Consider the following 20,879-nt stretch of genomic DNA (forward strand, 5'->3'; position numbering starts at 1 on the left):
ACTTTCAATACTGCGGAACTTATTGTCTATCCGGATTCCGTCAGAGCTTCGGTGCTCGCCTGTGGAGCCGATAATCAAAAATGACCGTGGTTCAACCAAGTACGCACCGCCACCGGTCGTGCCACCTTAAGCAACCTTCTCGTACACCCAGCTAGACAGGCTATTTATTGCTGCCCGCACTGTCTCTTGGGCTTGGGCTGCCACCTCTGTAAAAGCGTCGGAGGAATCGAGCTAAAGTTGCATGGTTTCAACGACGTCTCGGCGGTGCTTAAGCTCCTTAATTTCGGCTGACGTGGTGTCCTGCCTCTACCAGTACTCGGATTGTCTCCGGGTCACGGTCATAGATGCGTTGAAGCGCACTTTGGTCGTTGAGTATCAAAGATGGTATCTCGTCGTCGATGCGAGAGATGGTTTGTCCTTCAATTGGTAGCAGGTCAATCTACTTGCAAAGTTCGACCAGCTTCGTAGATCGTTCACGGTTAAGAACAAGGATGTCCTTAAGGCTTTCTTTCGACGGGTCGGGGTGGGCCTCTTGGATTGAGATCTGGCGGACCAACCCGCGCTCCTTGACTCAGTGAATCCTGACCTGTTTGTGGCTTCTGGTTGGGTCGTAGGGGAGCACCACAGTCTGTTCCTCCTCGCCGGTAAAACCCGGTTCTGCCTCATCGTGGAATATCTTGTGAACGAATCTGGAGGGCTCGCCCTTATCACATCCGAACTTCGCGGGAAACTTCTTTGTGGCATGGGTACGGTATTCAATCCGGTGGACAAACGCACTTTTCTCTGTCACCTTAGACTCCGCAGCTACAAGGTCATCGAAGTTGGGCGGGTTCGTCACGTTTGATAGCCTCGTCGCGCTATACGGATCGAGATTACCGGGTCGTGTGGCGCTACGGACGCGCACGCCCGAGGCAGTCGAGGGTCTCCTGTGTGTCCGTGCATGAGGAGCACTACCTCCTCCAAGCATCGTGGGCGTCAACCTCTCCGGTAAAGCCTTCTTCTAGCTGCTTGAACGTGCCTAGCAGTGCGTTGAGTAAGCCAAGTGACACAAACTGTCACTCGAACAGATCACTGACATTTCGCTCACTGCCGGTCTTCCAGCCGTCAACGATGTCATCGAACTGTTTGCTGCTCAACGATCTGCGTTTGGTCACTAATGTCGCTGGCACCATAGCGCTGTAGAGGCGGCGACGCGCTCCTCTTCTTCTGAAGCAAACTCGGTGCTCACCTGCCAGTTCGCGACACGACTCGCAATCCACCTCGGTGGCGATCGTGCGCAAAAGTCTGCGCGCTGGAGCCGGCCCCCCGAACTTACCCCCCGCCTAGATAGCGAAGCTTACTGGTATGTTCACATACATGTCACAGTCCGAAACACCGCGTCGCGCGCTCTTTTGGACGCAGCCGCGTGCAGGCGATATCGTGCTCGCTAGCGTTGGCATAGCTCTCGCATTTTTCTATTCTTTGAATGCTTCTTCAGCCATAGGATTAGCGCAAGCAGCGCTGTCGTGGGCATTCATTCCCGGACTTGTATGGTGGCGCACGCGCCCCACTACCAGTGCAATTTGGCTCACAGTTTGCTTGGCTGGTTGGAGTATAACGTGGCTTCTCGCGCTACCGATCAATACCGGATACTCACCGTGGCTATTAGTTGCTCCTCTGGCGGTTTATGGCACTACCCGGTACAGCACTCGTCACAGAACCGGTATCGTCATGTGCGCAATAATGCTCATTGCTAGCTTTCTCTCGCCCGTAATGTGGAGCATTAATGCCAAAGATTTTTCCTTGCATTACCGCTCAGGGATCCAGTTGCTTTTCGGTATCAGCTTCCATTGGTTGTTACTGGGCACAGTCTTTAGCGCTGCCCGGCATATCCGCCGACGAGAAGAAGAACGATGTGCTCGCGAGGCAGCGGCTCATAGAGAAGAACGTTTACTCATCGCGCGCGAGCTTCACGATGTGCTTGCACATTCACTCACGCTACTCAAGGTACAAGCCAATGCAGGGTTGGTCGCATCAAGGGAGGATCTGCAATCCGCCCGCGAAGCTCTCCTTGGGGTGCGCGATACTGCAGATACAGCGCTCGGCGATGTCCGCGCCATCGTCCATGCACTTCGCAACTCGGAGGACACAGACTCCTCCGCTGGCTGCCATCCCACCCAGCAACTGGATGATCTCCCCGAGCTTGTTTCTAGCTTTAGTGAAGCCGGTTTGTTCATAACAACCGAGATCGCCCCTCCGCCCGTACCCCCGCTACCAGCACTGACACAATTAGCTGTGATACGCATTGTCTCAGAGGGTTTGACCAACGTCTTGCGGCACCAAGGTGCCGAGACTAGGGTTCGACTTCACATCGCCTACACCCCTCAAGTACTCATAGAGATTGACTCCGACACTGCACACCCTGCCACCAGTACTCCGCAAGGCACTGGCACTGGCCTAACGGGCTTACACGAGCGTGCTGAATCTCTTGGCGGCACTGTAACTTCTTCGGGTAATGCCCATCAATTCCGGCTCAGTGCCACACTCCCAACAGGAGCTCTTCCATGACCATCCGAGTTCTCCTTGCTGACGATCAAGAACTACTTGTCACGGCATTGTCGACAATTCTCAATGCGCAACACGGCATCAATGTGGTCAGCACCGCAGAAAATGGCCGCGCCGCTGTGGCAGCCTGCCGTGAGCACAGCATCGACGTTGCAATCCTTGATATCCGGATGCCCGGGGTAGACGGCATTTCAGCCGCACGCTTGATACGGGAAGGCCACCCTCAAATACGGATTATCATGCTTACCACGTTTAGTGATGACACATTGGTCCGTGAAGCACTCGACGCCGGCGTTCATGGCTTCCTCCTCAAAGACACTAACCCTGATCAACTATGTGAATCGGTTCGTTGTGTCGCCCGTGGCGAATCTGTCTTAGCGAGTGCAGTCACGGGCGGGGTGCTTGAAATTTGTAGAGCAGCCATTAGCGAAAGCAATGAGCTCAGCGCGACTCAGCGCCAAGGAATCGCACAAATTACTTCCCGAGAGTTAGACGTCCTCAAACTAGTAGTTACAGGCGCCACAAACAAAGAAATTGCGGAGTCTCTCTTTATCGCCCCTACCACCGTCAAATCACACATTTCGGCACTGATGAACAAGCTAGCCGCCCGAGATCGAGTAGCTCTCGTGCTTACAGCCCAGAAGGCAGGCCTCCTACCGCGGTAGGAAGAAAGATCCTAGTTTTCCCTCCGCCACTCCGATGTGGTCCGCTCCAAGAGAGCGCATCATAAGGCTTATGAGTAACAACACGCCCCTCATTCGTCCTGTCCTATCACTTTCGCATGTGGCTGCAGGGTACGGGTCCACCCCCATTCTCCGTGACATTTCACTCGAGCTGCGCGGCGGCAAAGTCTTTGCCCTGCTCGGTAGAAATGGTGTCGGAAAGTCCACGTTGCTTTCCACTATGGTCGGCATCATCACCCCAGCCACGGGCCGCGTCTCACACACGGGGCATATTGGTGCGAGCATTAATGAGCCTGCTCTGTATGAGCACTTGAGCGCCCTAGATAACCTCCTCGTACATACGCGACTACTTGGACTTTCCCGCGCAGAAGCCGAGCGTGCACTGCAAGTTGTTGGCTTAGACGTGCATAACCGAGCGAAGGTAAAAACGTTTTCCACGGGTATGCGTGCCCGCTTAGCGTTAGCACAAGCAATCCTGGGAGATCCGGAAATCCTCATCTTAGACGAACCACATAATGGGCTTGATCCACAAGGCATAGCGCAGCTACGCAAACTACTACGCTCATGGGCCCGTGATGGACGACTTGTGATCGTAAGTTCACACCAGCTTGGTGAAGTTCTTCACCTTGCTGATGAGGTCGCTATTCTTGCCGCAGGCCGTATCAGTTACTGTGGACCGCTTGAGGAACTGGCTCCAGATGGAAACCTTGAGGAAGAATTTTTCCGCATTTCAACGCTGGAGGGTTCCCATGACTAGAGTCCAGCGACCTTCATCTTCATTTCCCTTCTTTAACTATCTACGAAGCGAGGTTACTCGCGCTCGCCATTCTGCTTTACAATGGCTGCCTCTGCTTGGGGTTCCCCTCGCACTGCTCACTTTTAATCTGGCTCGAGTCACTGGTAACACTTCACAAGAGCGCTCCACTGTCCTCCTATGGCAGGCAATTTTTGTCACTGGGCTGCTCGCCCCTCTTGCAGCAGTATTCGCATCCACTGCGGAAGCACGTGAAAAGTCCGCACGCAATGGTGGCGTCACCTACCGCAGAATCAGCACTAATCGTCTGCGGTTCGCAAGATTCGTAGTAGTTTGCGCATCGATTGGGATGTTTTGCCTTATCAACTTTGGATTGAGTGCTCTGGGGGCCTTTAAAGACGCCCCACTCATCCTCTTGATCGGCGCTTTCTGCTGGTTCGCAATGATCGCTGTGGCTGGCTTCAGTGCTGCAATCGCCCGGCGCTGGGGGACCGTTTCTGCCCTGGTCGTGTCTGTAGTATGGCAAGGATTAAGCATTATCCCCTCCGTTGTAGAAGGCCCTCGGTGGTGGATCCTTCCAATGGCTTGGCCCATGCGCCTTCTTCTACCAATTATTGGAGTACACACCAATGCCACGCCTCTAGAGAACGGCGCGACTTTGTCATCCGCAAGTATGTGGCCCCCACTTGTTCTTTGCGTTCTCCTTGTAATCGGCGCAGGCTGCGTTGCTGTGTTCGTATCGCCCCAGCGCCCGCGCGGATCCCGTAAGGCTACCCTTTCGAAAGTCTCTAGACTATCCCACATTCCCGCTGTACTTCAGCGAAAAGACGCCGGTCCGCGTCGTACCTTTAGGGCTTTGTTTCCTGTTCTGATGCACCCAGGTGTGAGTACTTGTTTGGTACTTTCTACAGTACTAAGTGTCATGATTGCCTGGATTTACCCAGCCGAATATGTTCAGGGATGGTTTGTTTTTGGGCTTTTGCCTTTAGGGGCCTCGCTTCTTGCAGTTCTGATTTGGCCGATACTCCAACCTACTTGGGCTCTCCTGCGTACTGAACAACCACGCATCACGCATTACCTCTTAACATCCTGCGCGCTCATTGTGACAGCGGTGGTTGGTTTGGGATGGCTACTCGGGTTAACTGTAAGAAGCGCAACGCTGGCTCTTGTGACAACACTCCTCGTCTTCCTGGTAGCACTATTGTGTATGGTTCGCTGGGGAACAGCAGTGACGCTTGCGCTTAGCATTATCCTCACGATTTTCTCCGCCACCATTGGCGGTGACGTGCTCGCGGACTCAGCACTGTGGGCAGTCGCTCTACCCGCTTGGCCAGTCATCGCTACCAGCGCAGTGCGCTTCTTTGTGGCCCTACCTCTAGGGATAATTCTTGTAGCTATAGCTTGGATCCAGCTAAGCAGGAGGTTAGAGAAAAATGACCTCTAAGAACGTTTTCCACGCGCTGAAGTGAAGCGTCCTGGGTTTGGTTCCTACCTCAGGTAATGGGACCGTGGTGGTGACGTAGCTCCACGCCCATGAGGTAGGCCATGTCGTGTAAATCATGGATCGAGGTCATGAGTTAGTTCTTTGTGCGTGGGGCTAAGCGTTTACGGTCTTCAATGAGTTGACTGTCGAGTTCTTTCATTCTTTCGATGAATTCAGAGTCGAGCGGTTCTTCTTCTGCCGTGAACCTCTTCTGGTTGTACAGGTCGTAACGTTTGACAGCGAGTTGGTTGGCTCGCTTGCGGGTTATACGCCCGTGGTCCTCGAGTGGTTCGCGCTCGTTGAACTCGATGAACCGGTCAGTCTTGTCCAGCCAATCAGACATGTGCACTACCCGACGGCTTTCAGCCTGCAGTTGTGCGTATTCGAGGAACTGGGAAACCAGAAGATTGAGGTGTTTCAACTCGGGTTCCGTTAGGTAGTTCTTAGCTGTGGTGACATCGCTCCTGCGGACTTTACTGCCCCTCCACGTTGCGAGGCCTAGGTTGTCTGCTTTGGGGTCACAACGGGTCGCGATGATCTCAGATGCGGTGTTGCCGGTGATTGCGTAGTGCAACTTGTCTTGAATGGTTGCGTAGATGTACCGGGTGTGGGGGTTTTCTGGGTTGTAGTCGTCGGCCAGGGCGATGATGTCGCGGAGGTGAAGGTAGAGGCGAGCTTCGCTGGATCGGATGTCCCGGATCCGTGCGAGCAGGTCGTTGAAGTAGTCCGTGCCGCGGGGGTCTTTGAGCTTTTCGTCGTTAAGTACGAAGCCTTTGATGAGGTATTCGGTGAGGACGTCTGTGGCCCATCGGCGGAACTGTGCGCCGCGTGGGCCGCGGATGCGGAAGCCTACGGCCATGATGGCGTCGAGGTTGTAGTGGTCGAGGTGCCTACCTTGTGCTCCTTGGCCTGCCTCCTTTCGGAATTTCCGAACAACCTCTTTGCGGTCTAACTCGCCTGAATTGAATAGGTGTTTGGTGTGTTCGCTGATGCTGGATCGGGAGACATCGAATAGTTCGGCCATTTCGGCTTGAGTCATCCACACAGTTTCGTCGATGAGGCGGAGTTGGACTTCGGTTTTTCCGTCGTCGGTGTTGTAGATGATGAATTCGCCGAGTTTGTCGTGGTGAATTTCTGGTTGAGAGTTCATGCCTATATGTGTTTTCTGGTGTGCTTTGGGTGGTTAAATGGCGTGTTTAGTGTTCGTAGTCATCTGGGGTGCCTCCTACTTCTGGGGAAATGTCGGCTACTGCGTCGTCCGGCATGCCTGAATTGTAGGTATCGCGTTCGACACTGGGGTGTGGATGAAGTTGTCGAACGTTCGATTCTGAAGAGGGGAAAGTGCGGTTCTCTAGTTCGCGTTCGATGAATTCTCGAGCTGCGCCTCCCAGCTCTACTTTGTCGGCGGGGCTGAGTACGTCTTCGGCAAGCCGATAAACAAGCTGTTTGGGGCTAGCTGTGTGGAGTAGTTGGCCGTTGACATCGACGAAATCAAATGCTTCTTCGTGGGTAATCGCGCCTAGCTCGACGAGCGCGTGAATCGGTGAAAGGCTGAGTGCGCGAGAAATCGCGATTAGGTCATCTGCGGATAGCCCAGCTTCTAGGCGGTTGGTGGCGGTCTTCCTGGATACGTCTAGGTGTTGAGCGACTTCGGTGACGGTCACTCGGCGACTTGCCATTGAGCTAAACCATTCGATTTCTTGAGCCATGCCTCAAGCTTACTGGGTAATCTTCTACCCTTCAATGGGTGCCTTTCCTGCTCTTTTGTGAAATATACTTCTTCTAAGTGTGAAATTACTTACTCAATCTTCTGGAAGTGAGTAGATTTATTCGCATAGGGCGCTACAAAAGGGGGTTGATAGGGATTCTTCCTATCGGTCTTGGTGAGATCGATCGTGAGCGCGCGCTAGAGGAAGCGACCGTAAGGCACCTCAAGGGGCGTATCGAGTCGCTGAATTCCCAGGTAGAAGAAGTGTGCGCCGATTTCGACGCGGAGCGAAAGGACGCACGCAGGCGCGAAGCAGCAACCCGCGAAGAATTCGAGGAAGCTAAGGGATATATCGTTTACTCGACTAGCTGGGCGCACCGGGTGAGCCTCATGCACACGGAGTATGGCTGGAAGCTGCCCTCCCTCATGATTCCCGGCACCCCACCTGACCCTCATTAAGGTTGAGCATTTCGCTCCCGTGATAGGGGTCTTTTTGTGTTTGTGTGGAACGTTTTCGCCACGACAATTCCACGACAATAGGGACTAAAACAGGCTTAAATAGGCTTAACTGGCGGGGGTGGTCAAAAAAGTAAAACCCCCGCCTCACCAGGGTTTATGCTGGTCGGAAGCGGGGGTGAATTTGTGCCCCAGGTGAGACTCGAACTCACACTGGACGGGTTTTGAATCCGTTGCCTCTGCCAATTGGGCTACTGGGGCGCGAAGTGCTTACCGGTGCATAATACGCCACGGTGCTCGAGCCAACCAAAACCGCCCTCCGTTAAAGTTGGTCGCATGGCTAAACTCTTACTCCTCGACGGTCATTCGCTGGCTTTCCGCGCCTTCTATGCGCTACCCGCCGCCAACTTCTCCACGGTCGGTGGCCAGCACACAAACGCGGTCTATGGCTTCCTGGGCATGTTCCTTACTCTTATGGATAAGGAGAAGCCCACCCATGTCGCCGCCGCTTTTGACCTGTCCGGGCCGACATTCCGCGAGGAATCCTTCCCGGAGTACAAGGCACAGCGTCCGAGTACGCCGCCGGAGTTCAAAGGTCAGATTGAGCTGATCCGCCGCACTCTTGAAGCGTTGGGCGTCACAACCCTCGATAAAGAGTCCTACGAGGCCGACGATATTATTGCCACCTTGGCTACCGAGGGCGCCAAGGAAGGCATGGAGGTACTGATCTGTACTGGTGACCGTGACTCTTTGCAGTTGGTCACTGAGGATGTGACGGTGCTGTACACGCTGAAGGGCGTCTCCAATCTGCACCGCTTTACTCCGCAGGCCGTGGAGGAAAAATACGGCGTGACCCCCACCCAGTACCCAGATCTCGCGGCGCTGCGCGGTGATACTTCCGACAACATGCCCGGCGTACCTGGAGTCGGCCCGAAGACGGCGCAAAAGTGGATCGCGAAGTACGGCAGTCTGCAGGGCGTGATCGACAACATGGACGACATCGGCGGCAAGGTCGGCACTAGCCTGCGGGAGAACATCGACAATGTGGTGCTGGCGCGCGACATTACGGAAATGGTGCGGGATCTAAAGCTCGTCGATGGTATGGACGCCCTTAGCCCCCGAGACATCGATCCCAACGAAGCGCTGGGCATGTTCGAGGAGCTGCAGTTTGGCACGGGACTTCGCAATAGGACGTTCAAGATCATGGGCGTGGAGTTCGCCGACAGCGCAGCTGTGCCCGTGACTGTGGAGGAACCCAAGGCTGGGAAGCTGGGGGCGTGGCTTAAGAAGCGTGCCCGTGGCACGGTGGTCGATGTTGACGGCGAGCAATTGACTCTGCTGGATCAGGACAACGTTGCAGTGCTCATCGACCTGGCGGACGTGGATCCGAAGGATGAGAAAGCCCTGTCGGAGTGGCTGGCCAATCCGGAGGCCACAAAGTGGCTGCACGATTCCAAGCAAGCCTTCCATACACTCCAAAATCAAGGCTTAAAGCTTGACGGAGTGGAGCATGACACATCACTTGCAGCTTATTTGCTGCGCCCCGACGTGCGCACTCTCGGTCTTGCGGACGTGGTGCAGCGACACGTGGGGCACGAATTATCTGACAATGCCACCGGCACCGACCGAGCCCAGGCCGTGGCGGAACTGGTGAAGGCCCTCACTCCAGAGATCGAAGAGGCCGGACAGTCCGAGTTGTATTTCGACTTGGAGGTTCCCCTGGCGCTGATTCTGGCGAAGATGGAGCACGCAGGCATTGCTGTGGATGACGCAGCGCTGCAAGAACTCTCCGATGACTACGGCACACGCCTGAACGAGGAGGTCGCCGCAGCCCGCGAACTGGCAGGGGAGCCGGAGCTGAACCTTTCCTCCCCGAAGCAGCTGCAGAAGGTCCTCTTCGAGACCTTCGATCTACCGAAAACCAAAAAGACCAAGACTGGCTATTCCACCGCTGCTGCCGAGCTGGAAAAGCTTGCGGTACAGTCGAACCACCCATTCCTGGGGCACTTGATGGCCCACCGCGAATACCAAAAGATGAAGTCCACCATCGACGGGCTGATCGAGGCGGTGGGTGACGACGGGCGCATTCACACCACCTTCAACCAAAAGGGTGCGGCGACCGGTCGACTCTCGTCCTCCGACCCGAACCTGCAGAACATCCCCGTGCGCACAGACGCAGGCCGTAAGATCCGTGCCGCATTCCAAGTCGGGGAGGGCTACGAAACATTGCTGACCGCCGACTATTCCCAGATCGAAATGCGCGTCATGGCGCACCTATCCGAAGATGCGGGGCTCATCGAGGCCTATGCCAGCGGTGAGGATCTGCACAACTACGTCGGCTCGCGCGTGTTCGACGTGCCTGTCGATGAGGTCACCCCGGAACTACGCCGCCGCGTCAAGGCGCTGAGTTACGGCCTGGTCTACGGTCTATCCGCTTTCGGCCTTTCCCAGCAGCTGAAAATCAGCGCAGGGGAGGCGAAGAAGATCATGGATAACTACTTCGAGCGATTCGGCGGTGTAAAGCGCTACCTGGATCACGTGGTGGAGGTCGCCAAGGAAACCGGCTATACGGAAACCCTCTACGGGCGTCGTCGGTATCTGCCGGAGCTCAACTCATCGAACCGGGTGGCTCGTGAGAATGCTGAGCGTGCCGCCCTTAACGCACCGATTCAGGGTACGGCGGCGGACATTATCAAGCTGGCTATGCTGCGTGTGGATCGGGAGATTGCACGGCAGCAGCTGAACTCCCGCGTGCTGCTGCAGGTCCACGACGAACTCGTTGTGGAAGTTGCCCCTGGCGAGCTGGAGCAGATGACCGAGCTCGTGGAGCGGGAAATGGATGCAGCCGCCCAGCTGCGCGTGCCTTTGGATGTCTCTGCCGGCACAGGAGATAACTGGGATCTAGCTGCGCACTAGTTGGCTTCAGCCTTTGCGCCGGCGACCTTCTCGGCTACCAGCATCGCCCCCACGATGGCTGCGCCGAGAACGAACAGCCCGAGGGCTGCGCCCAGGTTCTCGCCGGGTGCCTGCAGGTTGGCGTCGCCATCCTGCCACGGCCAGAGTGCGCGAAGGGAACCAATCATCAGCCCCGTCATCACAAATAGGGTGATGGTGCGGTGAGTGTGCAGTAGGTACTCCAGCAGACGCACAAAGCACGTGATGCCTGTCAGCGCACCGAGGAAGAACACGCCCAGGTACAGCAGGTTTCTATCGTCCACAGCAGCCATAGTCGCGGAGTACAATCCCACTGCCAGCAGGAAGAAAGAACCCGAAACGCCCGGTAGCACCAACGCAGACACCGCGATCGCCGCGGCCACGAACACCCACAAAAGGTTCGGGTCGGACTGCGGCGCGCTGGTTAGGCCGGTCAGGAAGAATGTCGCCACTGCCGCCACAACCATTCCGAGGATCGCCATTGGCAGGCGTCGCCGCACATCCTCCTTATCGGTCATGCCAATCGGGACGGTCAGAGAGATCAGCACCATGCCGAAGAACAGTGCCCGCGCATGGATGGGCTTGTCGGTCACGAAGCTCTCCATTACTCCGGCCAGGGAGAGGACAACGGCGCCCATACCCACCAACATCGGCAGCAAGAGCATCCAATCCAAAGCCTTGTACTGGGCAAACGCAGCCTTCCTATCCTTGAGAAGCTGCTTCGTGGCGTCCAAGAACAAGTTCGCCTGGTGTAAGACGCGCTCGTACACGCCAGTAACTAGTGCAATTGTTCCGCCCGATACGCCGGGCACCAGCTCGGCCATGCCGATCAAACCGCCACGGACCATGTTCACTAATATTTGTATTGCCTTCATCGCGCACCATCGTACTGGACGCCCTCAATAGCTCCCGCCTAACGCGCGGCCAAAACGCCATGTTTGCGCTGTTCACTGTGGTCGTGTAGCGTTATGCGCGTTGTGCGCCCTCTTTTTTAGACTTTGTGACGCCCTAGTGTGAGCGTCTTAGGGGTTCCCGCCAGGTAATTGACGCTGGTGGGGGCGTCGAAAAAGAAGGGTTTGCAGAACTAGAGTAACTGTCCATCTTCTATTTCTATTCGTTCCGAAAGACATTCAACATATGCCCACCAACAACGTCCCTCAGGTAGCCATTAACGACATTGGCTCTGCTGAGGATTTCCTCGCTGCCGTCGACTCCACCATCAAGTACTTCAACGATGGTGACATTGTCGAGGGCACCGTCGTCAAGGTCGATCACGACGAGGTCCTGCTGGACATCGGATACAAGACGGAGGGTGTCATCCCTTCCCGCGAGCTGTCGATCAAGCACGACGTTGACCCGGGTGAGGTTGTTGAGGTCGGCGACGAGATCGACGCTCTGGTTCTCACCAAGGAAGACAAGGAAGGCCGCCTGATCCTGTCCAAGAAGCGTGCACAGTACGAGCGCGCTTGGGGCACGATCGAGGAGCTCAAGAAGAACGAGGAGCCGGTCACCGGTACCGTCATCGAGGTCGTCAAGGGCGGCCTGATCCTGGACATCGGCCTGCGCGGCTTCCTGCCCGCCTCCCTGGTGGAGATGCGTCGTGTTCGCGACCTGCAGCCCTACATCGGCCAGGAGATCGAGGCCAAGATCATCGAGCTGGACAAGCACCGCAACAACGTTGTGCTGTCCCGCCGCGCATGGCTCGAGCAGACCCAGTCCGAGGTTCGCTCCGAGTTCCTGCACCAGCTGCAGAAGGGTCAGGTCCGCAAGGGTGTTGTCTCCTCCATCGTCAACTTCGGCGCCTTCGTCGATCTCGGCGGTGTCGACGGCCTGGTTCACGTCTCCCAGCTGTCCTGGAAGCACATTGACCACCCGTCCGAGGTTGTCGCAGTCGGCGACGAGGTCACCGTCGAGGTTCTGGATGTGGATCTGGACCGCGAGCGCGTGTCCCTGTCCCTGAAGGCAACCCAGGAAGACCCGTGGCGCGTATTTGCACGCACCCACGCTATCGGCCAGATCGTGCCGGGCAAGGTCACCAAGCTGGTTCCGTTCGGCGCATTCGTCCGCGTCGAAGAGGGCATCGAGGGCCTGGTTCACATCTCCGAGCTGGCCGAGCGCCACGTCGAGGTTCCGGATCAGGTTGTAGGCGTTGGCCAGGACGCAATGGTCAAGGTCATCGACATCGACCTGGAGCGTCGCCGCATCTCCCTGTCCCTGAAGCAGGCTGATGAGGACTACACCGAGGAGTTCGACCCGTCCAAGTACGGCATGGCTGACTCCTACGACGAGCAGGGCAACTACATCTTCCCGGAGGGCTTCGACCCGGAGACCAACGAGTGGCTCGAGGGCTACGACGAGCAGCGTCAGGCATGGGAGGCTCGCTACGCAGAGTCCGAGCGTCGCCACCGCCTGCACACCGCCCAGATCGAGCGCAACCGCGCCGCAGCTGCCGAGGCCGCTGCCAACGGCGAGGGTGGCTACTCCTCTGAGACTCAGACCGAGTCCGCACCGGCTTCCTCTGAGGCACCGGCTCAGGACGCAGGCACCCTGGCTTCCGACGAGCAGCTGGCTGCTCTGCGCGAGAAGCTGGCCGGCGGCGAGTAAACCACTCGACACCGCTAGCAGGGACCGCTATTTAACCAGCTAGGTCCGCGCGCTAGGAACGCTTAAAGGCATCCACTTCGGTGGGTGCCTTTTTGTTTTTCGTAGGTGCGCTTTTGGCTACAGCATCTGAATGACAGTGGCGGCGCCGATCGTAACCACAAGCATGATGGCTGCGATAATTGTCGAGCCCATCAGGATTTTGACGGTTCGCGGTGTCACACTCGGCTGATTTTCACCATGCCGGATAGCTTTGCCCGCGATATCCATGCGCAGCTTGTGCGCCTGCACGGCAGCGCGATGGTCCTTCTTTGCTGGCGTGGCGGTAGACGACGAGGGAGAAGCCGCAGGGGCGCTCTGTCCTACGTCGTGCTGTTGGATAGACATGGGGGCTCCTTTCAGCTTGGCGTCTGCCTTAAAGGTATGGCTTCAGCTCTGGTGGGAGTTGGATACGGATCTCTGGTGAATCATTCGCAGGCGGCCTGGGTGCTGGTGCCTTTGGAGCCTTGGGTGCTGGCTTCGCAGGAGGCTTAGAAGGAGGCGGGGCAGTTTCTGTTACCGTCTCTGGCTCCGCAGCTGGGGCCGGCGGGGGAGCCGGCTTGGGAGTTTCAGACTTGGTGCTCGGTGCCGTCACCTCTTCAGGTAGCTCAGGTACTTTGCCCAGTGGTGGTACTTCGTCATTCACAGTCTGCTCTTTGGCATGACCCGGCGATTCGCATGCAGCTAGCGTGCCTGTAAGCGAAATCAAGAGCAGTGCGCTTGCAGTGTGAGTTTTCCTCATTAGCGTGAATACTCCTTGGCCTTTTGGTGCACAGCTTTCAAGAACACTGGGCTGGGGTTGAATTCCGAGACTGCTGTGGTCCATCCTTCTGGGCTTGTGAGGTCTCCCGCGCTACAAGTGATTTTCGCGGTGGTCAGGGCGGCGTCGTCGATGTTGTCCGGATTTGGTGCGTTGCCAGGTTCAGCGGCAGTGCCATATTGTTCCCAGCGCGAAGGCATGAGTTGCATTGGTCCTACCGGGATGTCCTTAGTGGAATCGCCGTCGATGTCTCCTCCGTCTGTATCGGGCACGGAGTTCTTGCCGCCGGCGGCAGGCGCAACGGCGCGTATGGGTTTGGAGGTCACGCCGTCTTCGTCGATGGTGGTGGAGTTTATTTGCCCATGTTGGGTCAGCACATCACCCAAAGCAGCTAGCGTTTGCCAGCCGACGGCGCAGCCTTGTTCCTGTTCCACGTTGTAGGCAGCGTATGCGTATGCCTGCAGCGCGCGCTCGGGGATGCGGTAGGGCTTTGCGCGCTCGGTAGCCCACTGCTTCATGGTATCCACTTGGGCGTGTTGTTCCGGCACAGGTGGTTCTAGGCGATCGGCGCAGCTGGAAAGGGTTGTAAAAGCAAGGAACCCGACGCCCAGCGCGGCCACCCCTCGGCCTACGAAGCTGCGTGACGGTGCCACGAATCAAAGTCCTCCGCAACAATTGCTGCTAGTTCCATGTAGGCCTGCTTGGTTTCCTTGCTGATGCGGTCAAGATCAACCGTTGCGCCCTCAGAGAGGTGGCGGTCGAATGGAATGACGTGCACTGCGCGGGTGCGGCTACGGAAGTGTGCAATCAACTGGTCCATATCAATCGTCGCATTTTCAGGGTGGGCCGCAGAGACGACCACCACAGAGTTTGCTGCGAGTTGTTCGTAGCCGTGCAGATTGAGCCAGTCCAAAGTGGCGGAGGCTGATTGAGCGCCATCAAGGGCAGGAGAGGTGACGAGCACCAAGGAATTGGCCAGCTCCAACACACCGGACATTGCCGAGTGCATCAGCCCTGTTCCGCAGTCAGTGAGCATCACATTGTAGTGGTGCTGCAGAATGTCGACCGCGTGGCGGTAGTCCTCATCACTGAAGGATTCGGACACGGCGGGATCGCGCTCCGAGCCGATAACTTCCAAGCGAGACTTGGCCTGGGTAGTGAACTGGCGTATGGAGGCGTACTTTGACGTGTCTTCTGCGTTGAGGAGGTCGCGGATCGTTGCCGGACCGGGGGCAGCCACACGCTGTGCTAGGGTGCCGAGGTCCGGGTTGGCATCTATGGCGATGACGCGGTCGTGTCGGATGGAAGAGAAAACGCCACCCAATGCCACGGTGGTGGTGGTTTTGCCCACGCCACCCTTGAGCGACATCACGGCAATGCGGTAGTCGCCGCGCAGCGGTCGGCGGATTTTCTCCAGAAGCTGATCGTGTTCAAGATCTTGCTGGGAGTCGCCGACGTTCCAGTGTCCACCGGTGACGTTGTAAAGCATTTTGCGCCATCCACTGCGCGGTGCCTTCTTGACAGCATTGACAAGGTTTGTCTGGTCCAATGCCGGCGGTGGCTTTAGGTCATATTCGGACGGTACATGGTGCTTACCGTGATTTAACGGGGCTTGCTGTGGCTGGGCCTGATGCGGGTGGGCTTGCTGTGGCTGAGTTTGCTGTGGCTGGGCCTGCGGCGACTGTACCTGCTGTGCCTGGGCCTGCTGAGGAGCTTCAGATGAAGCGGGAGAGCCTTGCGGGGCAGTGCCTTGATGGGCTGTTCCTTGAGGAGGCTGAGGATACTCAGGGGAATCAGTAGTCACCTGGTTGGTTTGGTGACCTTCCTGAGGCTTGGATTCGTGAGCTTGCTGAGGCGCCGCAGGGACTTGCTGCTGACCTTCATTGGAAGAAGGGGAGGAAGTAGGAGACTCTGCAGCGGGCGGCTCTTGGGGCTGAGAAGGTTGTTGTGGTGGGGTGGCTGGTTGTGCTGGCGCACCATCACCAGTGAACTGGAGCCAAGAGGGCAGTCCTTCGTGGGATGGCTGGTTGGTTGACACTACGCACTCCTCGTGTACTTCACTCTTTGTTACCGACAACTTCTCTACGTATAACCCGTCCTATACTAATGTGTGTTGTGCAATTTGTGCTGTGTGTCCCCCACAGATGTGTTTGATTTGCTCTAGGCAGAATGGAAGAGATCGCTAGATGAATTCCCCAAAGGTAGCTAACGCTGCACGAAGTGGAGGTTCGGGCTCGCTGGTCTCGGGGCGTAGCGTTTTCGGCAGGGCAGTGTGGGCTTCGCGGGTTGCACAGGCGCGGAGGTCTTCTTTAGTTGACACATCTAGGCCGATGGTTATTGCGGTGGCTTCCATTGACAACCGTATGCTGACTTCGCCTGTGACCGCTTTGGTTTCCATGATTGCCGAAGAGGTTTCTGAACTACCGATGGTAGTTCTGGACGCAGATGTGCAAGCTCAGCCAATGCGAGGACCGTTGGGTGCGTGGGCAGCGGGAGATGTTCTTGGGCTAGCGGCGACGGAACCGCTGGATCTGACCCGCAAGAAAATGGAGAACTTTGCGGATAACTCCGGGGCAGTTCCGCTGTTGACGGCTTCGCAAGGTACTCAGGGGCAGATGGCTGCTGATGTGCTAGATACTGTGGTTAGTCGTGCCCAGCACAGGTGGCCAATTGTTGTGGTGAACTTGCCTTATACATGTGCCGGGGAGACCATTGCCGCGGGCACAGCTATGGCGGATCATGTGCTGTTGGTGGCTGATAGACACCATGAACAGCATGGGTGGCTGTACCAGCCGGGTCACCACCTGACGGAGCTGGCACAGTCCAATAAGGTGACTGTTGTCAAGGTGGGGGCAGCTGCTCTGGATTTGCCGCAAGATACGGTTGTTCTGCCAAGTGTAGACGCTCATTCGACGAGCAGATCGCGGATTGTTCCATCGACGAACCCGGAGGACGTGTCGATGTATCACCGTTTGCTGTCGAGGGTTTTCGGTAGTTGAGGACTCCTACACACTGTGAAGAGTCCTGGGTTTATTTCCTACCTCTGCTAGGGAAGGATTGAACCATGCCTTGAAGGTATTCCGTTTTATGTTCGACGCCCCAACGCACTCCGCATGGAACGTCGCTACGCACCCTAGGGATTCATCGAATATGTTTAGACATGGTCTCTTGCGGATCAACAACCACTGAGCTTAGGCTCACTAGGAAGTAGAACAAATTTTCTTCGTCTAAATTAGACGGATCTATACAACAGGCAGCCTCTGCGAGAGAAGATATTTTTCCGTAATCGATAATTAAATCGTGGGGGTCTAGATTTATTTGTGCTTCATAGGTTTTTTCGTCGGTTATCTCAAGCCAATGCTCCGCTAGTTCGTTAATTTGAAAATAGTCGGCATTCTGCAGCCCTTCAAGGAGTTTTGGGGGGATATTTCCAAGGAATGGTGCTGACACCTCGAGGAATGTTTTAGCCAATACGTCTAATATCGATGATTTGTTCTTCAAACCCAGAGTTCTATCAATTATTGGGTCAAATTTCTGGTGGTAGTTGGAGAATGCTGTCAATTTTTCTTACTTACCTGATGTGGGGCTAGATGGGCCTCCTTCTACAGATGGAGTTACACCCAGCTTGACGTTTGCGAATTCTGGATCATTGTCCAGAATAGTCTGTGGGACTCGACGCAATCTTGCGGTACCGTCAACACGAGTAGGCTCACTCGATCTGACTACGGGGTATGTAGTACTCCCTCAGCGTCCCTTCCGCGCCCCATGGAAATGGCTATTCTACCCTGCTCACCTGGCTTCATTGCTGCAGCTAGTTTGTTAGTTTGCCGTTGGAGGGGATCAGCTGAGTTCTGAATTGCCTTTGTATGGGCAGACGATCCCATCAACCCAAATTGTCCCGTCGGTGGTGGTGGCCTACTTAGATCTTTCGGCGCTATGTGCACTATGTGGGATGCATGCTATGAGATATCAAGTTTGCTCCAGTCTGTGGTGGAGTGGTCAGTGGAAGTCATCCAGGTGGACAGTTCTCGGATGAGACTCCGGGCGTCGTTCCTTATGCGCCAAAAATGGTGCTGAGCATCGCCGAGGCGCATCTCTACACGGTAGTTGTTGTCGGCTGGGCTGAAGTAGCACTGGATATAGTGCTGATCTTTGGTGTTGTCGCTAATGATCAGGAAGTCCCGCGGATCGGTTCCGATATTGCGGCTTGCTAATGAACGGGCATTGGCGGTGACGTGGTCGATCCAAGAAGGAATGCTGCGAAGACTAGCCCACGGGGCGTAGAGCTGTGAGGTTTCGGTGGTGAAGTGTGAGTTTTCGTCACCGAAGGTCCATACCAGTTGATTGTTCTCGAGGATGGTCAGCGTGGTGAAGTAGGAAAGGACGGGGCTGATGAGCTGGAGTAGTTGGGGGATGTGCTCGTTGTTGTCTTTGATGGCGATGCATTCTGCACCGGTGAGTTCCACGGAGATCTTGTGGGGTGACAATATATTGGTGAGATGCTGATGGAGCTGAAGTGTATGCGCCGAAGTGTGTTTGTCTGCGCGACCGGCGGAAATGACGAGGTTATAAATATCCTCCCGCTCAGTTGGAGCGGTGGGGAGGTGGATGATAATTCGTTCCGTACTCATTATGTTCTATCTCATTTCGCGATTGTGTTGCGGAGGTACCACTTGCGTAGAAGAGGTATGAGTTATGGCGTTGGGAGATTCAGTTTCCCATTTGAGAATAGTATTGTTCCCATTCTTCTAGCGTTAGCTCTCGGTTCGTGACGAGGAAATATCTCGCATTGCTTGGTGGAGCTGAAGCCATGGTGACGTCAAGTCCGTTTTCTTCGAGGTAATCTAAGATTCGCTGCTCGTTCATCTCCTGTGTCCTCATTGGAAAATCGGATGCCATGGAATCCTCAGCGGTCTTTTTTCCAAGCCATTGTTGCCGGTAGGAGCGTGTCATCATATCTAACTCGTTCGAGTAGGTAATGAGTACCCATTGTTGGGATGCTTCGGTCTTCGTAATTGCCATTCCCAGTGGTGGACGTTCGAGATCTTTCCAGGTGTGAATTAAGAGTTGAAATAGACGATCCGACTCGTCAAGTGAATAGCTAACTGCAGTTACGCCGTTCCGTTCCTGGAAAATCCAAACTCGATCGAGATTTGAAAATGGCTCAGTAGGCTTCTCAATTTCATCGAAGTTGAGAAAAAAGGGATCAAAGTCACTTTTGACCGTTTCGATGGCGGTATCTACACCTTGCCAAAAAAATGCCGTGGGTTGGTTATATGCAATTTCAAAAGTCAAATCTATCCGCCTTGAATGAGGGTGATATTGCCAAGTGGATCGTTCATCGCTATTCGTGATTCGTGCCCTAATCTACGAGCAGAGGGAAAGCGATCCCATTCTACGAAATATCTTTGATTGTTTAGGGTGTATTGGAGGTCAGGACGATTCTGTCCGACATCGTATCCTGCCTCCTATCGGCTTGAAAGTACTGTCGCACCATCAACCAGGATCGGTGGCGTGAGGTTTCTTGTGAGCAACGGAGCCTACGAGCCCGAGAATATCCACCCAGAATGCTGCTTGGTCGACATACCCTTGTGCGGAGGCTAAACGTGGGGTAAGTCCTAGTGAGTCTTGGGCGTTGTAGGCACCCAGGGTGGGACTGGGCCCGACCCCCGGAAAGTGGACACATCGGGGGCTAGCTATGCTGCTGTGGTCAGTATAGCCGAAGTCTCGGCTTCAAAGACATCAGGAGCTACGAGATTGCACCAGGAGTGCCGCCGGCGCGTGTTGTAGCGCATGCACCACCGGAAGACCTCTTGACGACAGCTAATTGGGTTGTCAAAGACTTTCCGATCACGTAGCACTTCACGTTTTAAGGTGGCGTTATAGGATTCTGCCAGGGCATTATCGGCACTCGTTCCAATCGCGCCCATGGACTGGCGCACACCTAACGACGAGCAGTAGTTCCTAAAGGCTTGTGAGGTGTACACGCTGCCGTGATCGGAATGGAAAATAGTCCCGTCAAGACTGCCGCGCACGCCGTGTGCGTGGGCTAGAGCATCGATGACCAGTGAGACCCGCATGTGGTCTGCGAGTGCATAACCTGCAAGTTTACGTGAATACGTGTCAATGACTGTGGCAAGGTACATGTTTTTGCCTCCCCTACACGGCAGGTAAGTAATGTCACCGACATACACACGATTTGGCTCGCCAGCTGTGAACTTGCGGCCTACTAGATCTGGCATGACACGGTGACCAGGCTTACGCCTGGTAGTAATGCATCGACGCCGTTTGCTAAAGCCTTTTAACCCCATGGATTTCATGATGCGTGCAACTTTCTTGTGATTGATCGGGGTATACGTCGTGTCCTCCTTGAGGCTTGCGGCGATGCGTTTAGCATCATAAAGCCCGTGCTCATCATCGAAGATGGTCTTGATTCTTGCACCAATAACGGCATCAGAATACATCTTTAACCTGCGTTTTTTACGGGTGCTCACCCACTTGTAAAACGAGGAACGATTCAGCTTTAACACATCGCACATCCGCTTAACCGAGTACTCGGTTCGGTGGTCATCGACAAACTGGAAGCGGATCACCAGTGAGTCTCTTCGGCAAAATATTTCGCGGCCTTACGCAGGATGTCGCGTTCTTCGCGCAGCTTAGAGACTTCTTTTTCCAGCTGACGGATTCGCGCAGAATCATTCGCCGCTTGGGCTTGATCGTGCACGGCCTTCGTGCGGGCACGTTTGCCAGTGCCGTACTTTTTGACCCAAGAATGTAGCGAGGCACGGTTGATACCGAGCTCAGCTGATGCTGAGTTCAGCGAGAGATCCTCGTTGTTCTCATAGAGGGCTACGGCATCGCGTTTGAACTGTTCGGAGTACCTGGACATGGTGGTAGATTACCTTTCTTCCCAGCTC

At 55.4% G+C, this 20,879-nt stretch carries 18 protein-coding genes and 1 tRNA gene; 7 read left to right on the plus strand and 12 right to left on the minus strand.

Going from position 1 to position 20,879, the window contains the following annotated elements; all coding sequences use genetic code 11:
• Nucleotides 1-571 precede the first annotated feature (571 nt).
• The gene (locus AC05K6_RS06875; RefSeq protein WP_293791267.1) at nt 572-838 is read right to left on the minus strand and encodes a hypothetical protein; all 267 of its coding nucleotides are present in this window, start codon (nt 836-838) and stop codon (nt 572-574) included.
• Nucleotides 839-1,752: 914 nt separating this feature from the next.
• Here AC05K6_RS06875 and AC05K6_RS06880 point away from each other — a divergent pair.
• The 3 genes from AC05K6_RS06880 (at nt 1,753) to AC05K6_RS06890 (ending at nt 3,984) form a co-directional block, all read left to right on the plus strand.
• The gene (locus AC05K6_RS06880) at nt 1,753-2,547 is read left to right on the plus strand and encodes a sensor histidine kinase (RefSeq protein WP_293791266.1); all 795 of its coding nucleotides are present in this window, start codon (nt 1,753-1,755) and stop codon (nt 2,545-2,547) included.
• Nucleotides 2,544-3,209 (plus strand): response regulator transcription factor, encoded by a 666-nt coding sequence (locus tag AC05K6_RS06885; RefSeq protein WP_293791265.1) that lies wholly within the window; start codon nt 2,544-2,546, stop codon nt 3,207-3,209. Before AC05K6_RS06880 ends, AC05K6_RS06885 begins: the two co-directional genes overlap by 4 nt.
• A gap of 91 nt (nt 3,210-3,300) precedes the next feature.
• Nucleotides 3,301-3,984 carry an ATP-binding cassette domain-containing protein gene (locus tag AC05K6_RS06890; RefSeq protein ID WP_476728164.1) on the plus strand — a complete coding sequence of 228 codons (684 nt, stop codon included), beginning with the start codon at nt 3,301-3,303 and terminating at the stop codon, nt 3,982-3,984.
• Between the two features lie 1,574 nt (nt 3,985-5,558).
• Here AC05K6_RS06890 and rhuM read toward each other — a convergent pair.
• Complete coding sequence (rhuM, locus tag AC05K6_RS06895; RefSeq protein ID WP_293792360.1) at nt 5,559-6,614, minus strand: RhuM family protein; 1,056 nt, start codon at nt 6,612-6,614, stop codon at nt 5,559-5,561.
• A gap of 46 nt (nt 6,615-6,660) precedes the next feature.
• Nucleotides 6,661-7,173: a helix-turn-helix domain-containing protein gene (locus AC05K6_RS06900; RefSeq protein WP_293792361.1), complete on the minus strand. Its 513-nt coding sequence runs from the start codon at nt 7,171-7,173 to the stop codon at nt 6,661-6,663.
• Nucleotides 7,174-7,319: 146 nt separating this feature from the next.
• Here AC05K6_RS06900 and AC05K6_RS06905 point away from each other — a divergent pair, with 146 nt between their 5' ends.
• Nucleotides 7,320-7,631, plus strand: coding sequence for a hypothetical protein (locus tag AC05K6_RS06905; RefSeq protein ID WP_293792362.1), 312 nt, complete (start codon nt 7,320-7,322; stop codon nt 7,629-7,631).
• Nucleotides 7,632-7,815: 184 nt separating this feature from the next.
• Here AC05K6_RS06905 and AC05K6_RS06910 read toward each other — a convergent pair.
• Nucleotides 7,816-7,889, minus strand: a tRNA-Leu gene (locus tag AC05K6_RS06910).
• A 75-nt stretch (nt 7,890-7,964) separates the two neighbouring features.
• On the opposite strand from AC05K6_RS06910, the gene polA reads away from it, so the two are divergent.
• The gene (gene polA, locus AC05K6_RS06915; protein ID WP_476728152.1) at nt 7,965-10,544 is read left to right on the plus strand and encodes a DNA polymerase I; all 2,580 of its coding nucleotides are present in this window, start codon (nt 7,965-7,967) and stop codon (nt 10,542-10,544) included.
• Here polA and AC05K6_RS06920 read toward each other — a convergent pair.
• The gene (locus AC05K6_RS06920; protein ID WP_476728153.1) at nt 10,541-11,437 is read right to left on the minus strand and encodes a DUF368 domain-containing protein; all 897 of its coding nucleotides are present in this window, start codon (nt 11,435-11,437) and stop codon (nt 10,541-10,543) included. The genes polA and AC05K6_RS06920 overlap by 4 nt on opposite strands.
• A 262-nt stretch (nt 11,438-11,699) precedes the next feature.
• Between AC05K6_RS06920 and rpsA the strand changes: the two genes are divergently transcribed.
• Nucleotides 11,700-13,166: a 30S ribosomal protein S1 gene (rpsA, locus tag AC05K6_RS06925; RefSeq protein WP_034969922.1), complete on the plus strand. Its 1,467-nt coding sequence runs from the start codon at nt 11,700-11,702 to the stop codon at nt 13,164-13,166.
• A 117-nt stretch (nt 13,167-13,283) separates the two neighbouring features.
• On the opposite strand, the gene AC05K6_RS06930 is transcribed toward rpsA, so the two are convergent.
• The 3 genes from AC05K6_RS06930 to AC05K6_RS06940 form a co-directional block, all read right to left on the minus strand.
• Nucleotides 13,284-13,550: a hypothetical protein gene (locus AC05K6_RS06930; protein WP_293792331.1), complete on the minus strand. Its 267-nt coding sequence runs from the start codon at nt 13,548-13,550 to the stop codon at nt 13,284-13,286.
• Between the two features lie 393 nt (nt 13,551-13,943).
• Nucleotides 13,944-14,615, minus strand: coding sequence for a lysozyme family protein (locus AC05K6_RS06935; protein ID WP_476728154.1), 672 nt, complete (start codon nt 14,613-14,615; stop codon nt 13,944-13,946).
• Nucleotides 14,591-16,000: a MinD/ParA family ATP-binding protein gene (locus AC05K6_RS06940; RefSeq protein WP_476728155.1), complete on the minus strand. Its 1,410-nt coding sequence runs from the start codon at nt 15,998-16,000 to the stop codon at nt 14,591-14,593. The genes AC05K6_RS06935 and AC05K6_RS06940 overlap by 25 nt, the downstream gene beginning before the upstream one ends.
• Nucleotides 16,001-16,304: 304 nt before the next feature.
• On the opposite strand from AC05K6_RS06940, the gene AC05K6_RS06945 reads away from it, so the two are divergent.
• Nucleotides 16,305-16,961 (plus strand): hypothetical protein, encoded by a 657-nt coding sequence (locus AC05K6_RS06945; protein WP_476728156.1) that lies wholly within the window; start codon nt 16,305-16,307, stop codon nt 16,959-16,961.
• Between the two features lie 142 nt (nt 16,962-17,103).
• Here the strand turns inward: AC05K6_RS06945 and AC05K6_RS06950 are convergent, their stop codons facing one another.
• From AC05K6_RS06950 to AC05K6_RS06965, 4 genes are all read right to left on the minus strand, one after another.
• Nucleotides 17,104-17,523, minus strand: coding sequence for a hypothetical protein (locus tag AC05K6_RS06950; protein WP_034980772.1), 420 nt, complete (start codon nt 17,521-17,523; stop codon nt 17,104-17,106).
• A gap of 398 nt (nt 17,524-17,921) precedes the next feature.
• On the minus strand, nt 17,922-18,593 hold the full coding sequence (locus tag AC05K6_RS06955) for a hypothetical protein (protein ID WP_476728157.1): 672 nt from the start codon (nt 18,591-18,593) through the stop codon (nt 17,922-17,924).
• A 79-nt stretch (nt 18,594-18,672) separates the two neighbouring features.
• Entirely contained in the window at nt 18,673-19,257 is a 585-nt protein-coding gene (locus AC05K6_RS06960) for a hypothetical protein (protein WP_293792344.1), read from the minus strand.
• 401 nt (nt 19,258-19,658) lie between these two features.
• Nucleotides 19,659-20,851 (minus strand): IS3 family transposase gene (locus AC05K6_RS06965; RefSeq protein WP_476728158.1). Its coding sequence is split into 2 segments (ribosomal slippage): nt 19,659-20,572 and nt 20,572-20,851, totalling 1,194 coding nucleotides; the frame shifts between segments, so codons are not numbered across the junction.
• Between the last annotated feature and the right edge of the window lie 28 nt (nt 20,852-20,879).

This window comes from Corynebacterium sp. TUM25020, assembly GCF_056388495.1.

Bases quoted from the DNA above. Each gene is read 5' to 3' on its own strand.
- rhuM (WP_293792360.1), bottom strand. From the start codon at position 6,614: ATGAACTCTCAACCAGAAATTCACCACGACAAACTCGGCGAATTCATC.
- AC05K6_RS06900 (WP_293792361.1), bottom strand. From the start codon at position 7,173: ATGGCTCAAGAAATCGAATGGTTTAGCTCAATGGCAAGTCGCCGAGTG.
- polA (WP_476728152.1), top strand. From the start codon at position 7,965: ATGGCTAAACTCTTACTCCTCGACGGTCATTCGCTGGCTTTCCGCGCC.
- AC05K6_RS06880 (WP_293791266.1), top strand. From the start codon at position 1,753: ATGTGGAGCATTAATGCCAAAGATTTTTCCTTGCATTACCGCTCAGGG.
- AC05K6_RS06920 (WP_476728153.1), bottom strand. From the start codon at position 11,437: ATGAAGGCAATACAAATATTAGTGAACATGGTCCGTGGCGGTTTGATC.
- AC05K6_RS06885 (WP_293791265.1), top strand. From the start codon at position 2,544: ATGACCATCCGAGTTCTCCTTGCTGACGATCAAGAACTACTTGTCACG.
- AC05K6_RS06930 (WP_293792331.1), bottom strand. From the start codon at position 13,550: ATGTCTATCCAACAGCACGACGTAGGACAGAGCGCCCCTGCGGCTTCT.
- AC05K6_RS06955 (WP_476728157.1), bottom strand. From the start codon at position 18,593: ATGAGTACGGAACGAATTATCATCCACCTCCCCACCGCTCCAACTGAG.
- rpsA (WP_034969922.1), top strand. From the start codon at position 11,700: ATGCCCACCAACAACGTCCCTCAGGTAGCCATTAACGACATTGGCTCT.